We start from the raw sequence: 6,617 nt of genomic DNA on the forward strand, positions 1-6,617 counted from the left end.
CCAGCTCCCACTCTTCATCACTCAGTTCACGTCGCGCCATCCATGAGTTCTATCAGTCCCCGCAGCCGCAGATCACGACCCAGAACAGGCCCTAGGCCGCGAGCGGACGCCCACTCCTCAAACAACGACAGGACACGAATACGCAGACGGCCGGACATGAAACCAGAGCCTAGCCGGGCACCGAGACCCGGCAGAACACCCGAGCGCAATTCACTCCCCCGAGAAAGGACCCTCTCTACCCGCACTGCGGAGCGAACCCCGGGGGCTGTGCCGTACGGTTCTCGACGGGTTGGCGGAGACGGAACGGGACGGCCGCTGGGCTGCCGGACGAGGATTCGAACCTCGAACTTCCTGATCCAGAGTCAGGCGTGCTGCCAGTTGCACCATCCGGCAATGCGTGTATGCCCGGCCGGACGGCATTGGGGACATCCGGCCGGGGCGCAGTGCGTTCCCTGGGCTTCGAAGAGGCAGGAGATCGCCGTGCAATCGTCGCAGGGCGGTGGGGAGTGATTTCGACGGCGCGCCGAAACAGTCAACACGATGACCTCGTTCTGGCTGCGTCAGGGTGGTGGCGGGGTGTCAGTGCCATGGGTGGTGACGGACCGGTCCCCGCCGGCAGGGATGATCATTTCCCGGCGTGCGGCGGCGTCCGGCCCTGGTTCAGCGGGTTCGGGAAGGCCGGGTCGCGGTGGTGTCGTCTTCGAGGCGCCGGCCGACGAGTATGTCCCGGCGGGCGACCAGCGGTACGGATCCGGGTGGGGGCCGGGACCGGGTGGGGGCGTTTGCTCGCCCGGCCCCGGCCCCGGTGGTGTGGTTCAGGTGCGGGGTTGTGCGTACTGGAGGCCGCCCTGCCGGGGGTCCGTGGTGAACGGGGTGCCGGCCTGGGTGGGTGGGGTGGTGAGGCCGAGGACGGTGGGGGCGTCCGGCAGGCCGGCGCCGGTGCGGGTGGGGTCGGTGCCGGGCATCGGGTGGGTGCCGGCGCGCAGCAGGGTGGTGAGGTGGTCGACGCGGGCGTGGGTGGCGGGGTGGATCTGGCCGCGGAGCTGGTCGTGGTGGGCGAGGAGCAGGGCGGCGAGGGCGGTGATGTGGGCGGCGGCGATGGCGGTGCCGTCGGCGGGGGTGTAGTCGCCATCGGGGCTGGTGGTGATGATGGCGTCGCCGGGCGCGATGAGGTCCGCCCCGGCGGGCGTGTAGGCGGGCAGGTAGGGGCCGGGCCAGGCAGCCTGCCGGGGGTGGTCGGGGTGGGTGCCGGTGTGGGCGAGGGCGCCGACCGAGAGGACGGTGGGCAGCGTGGCGGGGAACGCGGTGGCGTGGCCGGTGTCGCCGGCCGGGGCGATCAAGGTGCAGCCGGCCGCGCGCAGGTCGAGGATCTTCCAGGCGAGGAGCTGGGAGGGCTGCGGGCAGGCGAGGTTGAGCTGGGCGAGGTCGATGCCGTGCGTGAGGCACCAGTCCAGGGCCTCCAGCAGGTGGCTGACGCGGCCGTGGGGGAACAGTTTGAGGGCGTGCAGGCGGGTGTCGGCGGCGATGCCGGTCATGCCGGTGTGGTTGTCGGCGGCGGCGATCACCCCGGCGCACCAGGTGCCGCGCCCGGTGGCGTCCTTCTGCCAGCCGTGCGCGCTGCCCGCCACGAAGTCGTGGCCGCCCGCGACGGTGTCCTTCAGGTCCGGGTGGTCGGCGTCGATGCCGGCATCGAGCAGGGCGATGGTGGTGCCGTGGCCGCGGAAGGTCGGCGGGATCTGGGTCAGCCGCATGGCCTGCTGCCCCCAGCCGGTCACCGCCCGGCCCGGGAAGCCCTCGAAGTCCTCACCCAGCGCCCGCACCTCAACGGTGGTTTGGTCCTGTCCGTCCTGCGGCAGGGCCGTGCCCTGCACCCGGGTGGGCCAGTACCCGCCGACGGGGCGGACGTAGAGCGCGTGCACGGTCTCCGGGATGTCGGCCGGCAGGGTGAGGTGGGCGGTGCCGGTGATGTCGGTGACGGCGTGGGAGGGGGCGGTGGCGCCGATCGCCCACACCTGCGCGCCCGGCACGGGCTGCTGGTCACTGCCCACCACGCGGACCGTCAGGGCGGCGGGCTCGGTCAGCGGCGCGGCCCAGGCCGGGTCGGCGGCCGGAACCTGGGGCACGAGCGGGTGCGCGGCGGCATACGCCAGCGGCTGGTCCGCCTCCACGACGACCTGCGGGTTCGCGGCCAGCGCACGGGCCCGCTCCGGGAGCATTGCCACCACCGCGATGGGCGGGCATGCCGGGGCGGGCTCGGCGATCGCCCCAAGACCGCGGCTGCGCGACGGGCGGACCTGACCCAGGACCCGAACCTCGCCGTCCTCCTCCAGCAGGGACCACAGCACCGAGGCCTCGATCGGCGGCACCGCCCCCGGCAACAGCCCCAACGGCCTGGGCGCCACCAGATACCGCCCCCACCCCGCCGGCACCGTGCGGCCGGACCGCCCCGCCTCCTCTTGCTCGGGGGCACCGGCGAACGTGGTCCCGGCCGGGACGCCCGCCTCGGCCGGCGTGCCCGACCCGCCGCTCGCGCCCCGGCCCGCCTTGGCCCGGCCGCCCTCACTCATCGCTGCCACAGCTGTTCACACCCTTCACCACACGACGATCACTAGGGGTTGGTGCGGGCCGACGCCCGCACGCCGGGCCGGCAGCGGGACCACGCTCTCCGCCACCGGCCCGGCCGTCAGCAGCGGGTCAGATCCCCGCCCCGCTCAGCGGCGAGAAACCCTGCCCGAGCCCGGCCTGCCCCCACGGCTGGGACATCTGCGGCATACCGAACGACTGGCCCATGCCCTGCCCGCCCATGCCCTGGCCCATCTGGCCACCCTGACCCTGGGCGATCGGGGCCAGCGACTGGTGCAGCACCGGGGCGATCCGCCGGGCACACTCCACCAGCACGTTCGAGTACAGGTGCGGCGGGAGCTGCCCCTGCGCCTGGACCCCCATCAGCGCCTGCGGGTCCATCCGCAGCTGCTCGATGACCGCCATCACCGCCGAGCCGGCGCAGCGCAGCGCCAGCTCGGTGACGATCTGCGGCAGCTGCTGCTGACCGAAGCCCTGCTGACCGAACGGCTGGCCGAGGCCCTGCTGACCGAACGGCTGCTGACCGAACTGCTGGCCGCCGAAGGGCTGGCCGAAACCCTGCTGGCCGAACGGCTGGCCGAGACCCTGCTGGCCGATCGGGGACTGCCCGAACGGAGACTGGCCGGGCATCTGGCCGTAGCCGTACGGCTGCTGCAGGGAGGGCTGCTGCCCGGTCTGGGGCTGGGCAGCGGTGTAAACCGACATCCGAACTCCTCCTTGAGTTCCACGTGCACGGCATGTGCACAGTCGGGCGGCGGCCCCCAGAGGTGGCTGGACGGTCCGCCGCCGGGCACCAGCATCCCCGGGCAGCCGCCACGATTCGGTATATACACGCCCAGACAGTCCACAAAGACGGAACATCGCAATAGCCGGATCCGTGACCGGTCGCCCCGGCATGACGGACATCGACAGGCCGGCCCGGGCGCCGGGGTGTGGCGTACCGGGAGGATGCGGCAACGGCTGGGGCACCGTCGTCGGCGCCGACGGACGCCTTCGGCTGTGCCCGGCGGGCCGGCGTGCGGCCCTGCCACAGCAGCCCCGAACCAGGGGTTGCCGCCGTCGCACCGCCGCACACTGACCCGCTACACGACCACTGAAGCCGCCAATGACGACAGGCCGACACAAGCGGAACCGGCCGACTCTGCTGCTCTATTTTTGATGCTCAGGCGGTGAGCCGGTAGGCGAGACGTTCGAGGTTGCTGGTGCGGGTGCGGCCGAGTGGGCTGCCCATCCAGTGGGCGTCGAGACGGATCATGTTGATCGCGGTGGCGGAGAAGGCGTGTTGGAGGCGGACTTTCGGCAGGCCGCGGTAGCGGGCCCGGCGTATCCCGGTGATGTCGAGGGCCTGGTTGATGGTGCCCTCGATGCCTGCGCGGAGGGCGTACTTGTCCTTCCAGGTGTCGGTCTTCTGCTGGGTGCGTGCCTGGGCGAGTGCGTCGTGGAGCTCTTGAGGCCGCAGCGTGAGCGAGCGGCGGTTCGGTCTTGCAGTGGTGCACTTGTCCCGGAAGGGGCAAGGCCGGCAGGTGCGCACGTGGAACTTCACGACGATCACGTCCTGGCCGTGCTGGCGGGCGGGGTTCCAGTGCGCGCTGGTGGCGCCTGCGGGGCAGCGGGCCTGCCGGGCTTTCCAGTCGATGGCGAAGGCGCTCTTGTCGAAGCCCTCGGCGGCGCGGGCCTGGGGTGAGTAGTCGAGCAGAGCCGGGGTGACCATGGTGATGCCCTGCCGGTGGGCTGCGGTGATCAGATCAGCGGAGGGGTAGCCGGCGTCGAGGTAGTGCTCGGCGGGCTTCAGATGGCGCTCGGTCAGACGCTGCTGGATCGCAGCGGTGGCTTTCACGTCCGGCATGGTCGCGTCGGTGGTGACCACGTCCGTAATCAGATTCGGCAGGGGGCGGGAATCCGCACGCTCTTCGGCTTCGGCTTCGGCTTCGGCTTCGGCTTCGGCTTCGGCTTCGGCTTCGGCTTCGGCTTCGGCTTCGGCTTCGGCAGGATCGTGGCAGGTCTCGGTGAGGTGGACCTTGTAGCCCAGCCAGAACAGGTCCTCGCCCTTGGCCGACCAGCGGGCATCCGGGTCGTAGGGCGAGGCCAGGCGTAATTGGCCCGGCGGGACACCCTCGTCGTCGGCGTCCCGCTTCTTGATCACCTCCCGTCCCCGGCCGTCGGTGCGGAGGTAGTAGGTCTGCACGAGGACTTGCCGCAGTAGCTGGACGGCCTCGATCTCGCGGATCCACCCAGGTGCTCCGGGGGCCCCGGCGGCCCGGCAGAGGGCATAGCCGTCCTGGGCGAAGACCAGGGCGAGGCGGTCGCGCTTGGTCTTCGACGAGGGCATCGTCCATCCGTTGACCCGCGGGCCGTAGCGGTTGGCGAACTCGGGCAGGTCGATCTGCGCGGCCAGCCATGAAGGCGCGGCGACCGCAAGGGCTTCCAGAGCCGCGCGGACGCTCTCTCCAGCCAGTTCCAGGCGGTTCAGATCGCGCACCGCGCTGATCACGTGGGTGGAGTCGGTGCGCTGCTTGCCCCCGGCCCCGACCAGCCCGGCCCGTCGGCAGTGCTCCAGGAGCCGGTCGAAGACAACGCGCTCCAGTCCGTGGTCGGCCAGCCGGGTGCGGAACCTGCTCAGCACGCTCGGGTCGAAGCCGGTGTCACCGAGCTCGGCGCCGATCGCGTACTTCCAGTCGATCGCGCGCACGGCCATCGCGGCGGCCTGCCGGTCGGTCAGGTCCTCGGTGAACTGCAGCACCGTGCCCAGCGACAACACCGCCGGCGACAGGCCCGGAGCCCCGCGGACCCCGAACGAGGCGGCGAACGGCTCGTCGACGAAGACTTCCGCGAGGCGGTCCCGCACCCGTATCGGTAGGCTGCCGTGCGGGAATGCGGCCCGGGCCACCTCCGCGGTCTGCTCCGGGATCTTTGGTAACCCCTCCGGCTGCAGCGACATCCACACCACCCCCGCGACCGCACGACAGGTCAACGGCCGCACAGGCGATCATCCCGCACCCAAGGCCCGCTCACCCCCGAAATTGCGCAGCAGAGTCCCGGCCGGTCACAAGACACCGAAGTCGGCCCACTGGATACCGGTGAGCTCCACCGCCAGGCCGGACGCACGGCGCCCGCCGTCGCGGAAGTAGTAGTCCTGCAGACTCGCGGCGAGGATCGCGGCCTGGACGTCCTCGGACGCGCCAGCGTCCCGCGCGGCGTACAGGGCGGCGGCGACGTCGCCGAGCAGGCGCTGTGTGATCAGGCGCAGCCGCGGATCGTCCGTGGAGCCGGCTGCGCTGGCGAACCCGAACTGCGCGCCGGCGCTCAACACGAAGCCGTCCCGCTCGTCAGCCCGGCGCACCCCCCGCTGCACGCGGGGTTGCCAGGCCGTGCGGACCGCGTCCGCGATCGCCTGCGCCGCGGCCGGCTTCGGGACAGCTGCGCCCTTGAGCCAGCGCTGGACGGTCCACTGCGAGATGCCAAGCTGCTGCACGACCGCGGCGGTCGAGCCCTTCGCCGCCTTCCGCGAGGTCGGCCGCGCCGTACGCACCGTCGTGCTGCTGCGGTATTTGTCGAACCCGGCGTTGCGCGAGCAGATCCAGAAGGCCACCAACAAGGCCGAGGGCCTACAACGGGTTCACCAAGTGGCTCCACTTCGGCAACGCCGGCTGGCTGGCCAGCCGCGCCTCGGAATTGCGGGACAAAGCGGTCAAGTTCCTCGACGTCCTCGCCTCCAGCAGGATCTTCTCCACCACCGTCGACATGACGCACGTCCTGCGTCGGATGGCTCGCGAGGGCTGGACTCTGAGTGCGAGTGATCTGACGGTGCTCAGCCCTTACCGGCGCGAGAACGTGCTCCGCTTCGGCGACTACACCACCGACCAGCTCCACATAGCCCCACCCGCTTGTAACCCCACCCTCCACAGCCCCGAGAATGCGGACGCGGAGTCAGCAGCGCGACCAGGGCCCCGGCAAGGTCGCGGAATGCCTGAGTTGTCCCCTGACTTCCGAGCCGGCCGGACGCAGCTGAGCTGCGAGGCTCGCTTCCAGAGTCA

5 protein-coding genes, 1 tRNA gene and 1 pseudogene are annotated in these 6,617 nt (G+C 71.6%); 2 read left to right on the forward strand and 5 right to left on the reverse strand.

What is annotated here, in order from left to right; all coding sequences use genetic code 11:
* Positions 1–320: 320 nt before the first annotated feature.
* From AB0442_RS41290 to AB0442_RS41310, 5 genes are all read right to left on the reverse strand, one after another.
* Positions 321–393, reverse strand: a tRNA-Gln gene (locus AB0442_RS41290).
* Between the two features lie 422 nt (positions 394–815).
* Positions 816–2,567 carry a S8 family serine peptidase gene (locus AB0442_RS41295; protein ID WP_366168677.1) on the reverse strand — a complete coding sequence of 584 codons (1,752 nt, stop codon included), beginning with the start codon at positions 2,565–2,567 and terminating at the stop codon, positions 816–818.
* 127 nt (positions 2,568–2,694) lie between these two features.
* Positions 2,695–3,288, reverse strand: coding sequence for a hypothetical protein (locus AB0442_RS41300; protein ID WP_366168674.1), 594 nt, complete (start codon positions 3,286–3,288; stop codon positions 2,695–2,697).
* A 457-nt stretch (positions 3,289–3,745) separates the two neighbouring features.
* Positions 3,746–5,521 (reverse strand): transposase, encoded by a 1,776-nt coding sequence (locus tag AB0442_RS41305; protein ID WP_366168675.1) that lies wholly within the window; start codon positions 5,519–5,521, stop codon positions 3,746–3,748.
* Positions 5,522–5,626: 105 nt separating this feature from the next.
* Positions 5,627–6,055 carry an XRE family transcriptional regulator gene (locus tag AB0442_RS41310; RefSeq protein WP_366168676.1) on the reverse strand — a complete coding sequence of 143 codons (429 nt, stop codon included), beginning with the start codon at positions 6,053–6,055 and terminating at the stop codon, positions 5,627–5,629.
* On the opposite strand from AB0442_RS41310, the pseudogene AB0442_RS41315 reads away from it, so the two are divergent.
* Positions 6,039–6,134, forward strand: a pseudogene (locus tag AB0442_RS41315) (hypothetical protein); the annotation flags it as partial. The gene AB0442_RS41310 and the pseudogene AB0442_RS41315 overlap by 17 nt on opposite strands.
* Positions 6,130–6,617 (forward strand): Tn3 family transposase (locus AB0442_RS41320; RefSeq protein WP_366168678.1); only part of this gene is annotated, 488 nt, incomplete at its 3' end. The pseudogene AB0442_RS41315 and the gene AB0442_RS41320, both read left to right, overlap by 5 nt.

The sequence above is a fragment of the Kitasatospora sp. NPDC085895 genome, assembly GCF_040702125.1.
Classification (GTDB): domain Bacteria; phylum Actinomycetota; class Actinomycetes; order Streptomycetales; family Streptomycetaceae; genus Kitasatospora; species Kitasatospora arboriphila.

Bases quoted from the DNA above. Each gene is read 5' to 3' on its own strand.
- AB0442_RS41295 (WP_366168677.1), bottom strand. From the start codon at position 2,567: ATGAGTGAGGGCGGCCGGGCCAAGGCGGGCCGGGGCGCGAGCGGCGGG.
- AB0442_RS41300 (WP_366168674.1), bottom strand. From the start codon at position 3,288: ATGTCGGTTTACACCGCTGCCCAGCCCCAGACCGGGCAGCAGCCCTCC.
- AB0442_RS41305 (WP_366168675.1), bottom strand. From the start codon at position 5,521: ATGTCGCTGCAGCCGGAGGGGTTACCAAAGATCCCGGAGCAGACCGCG.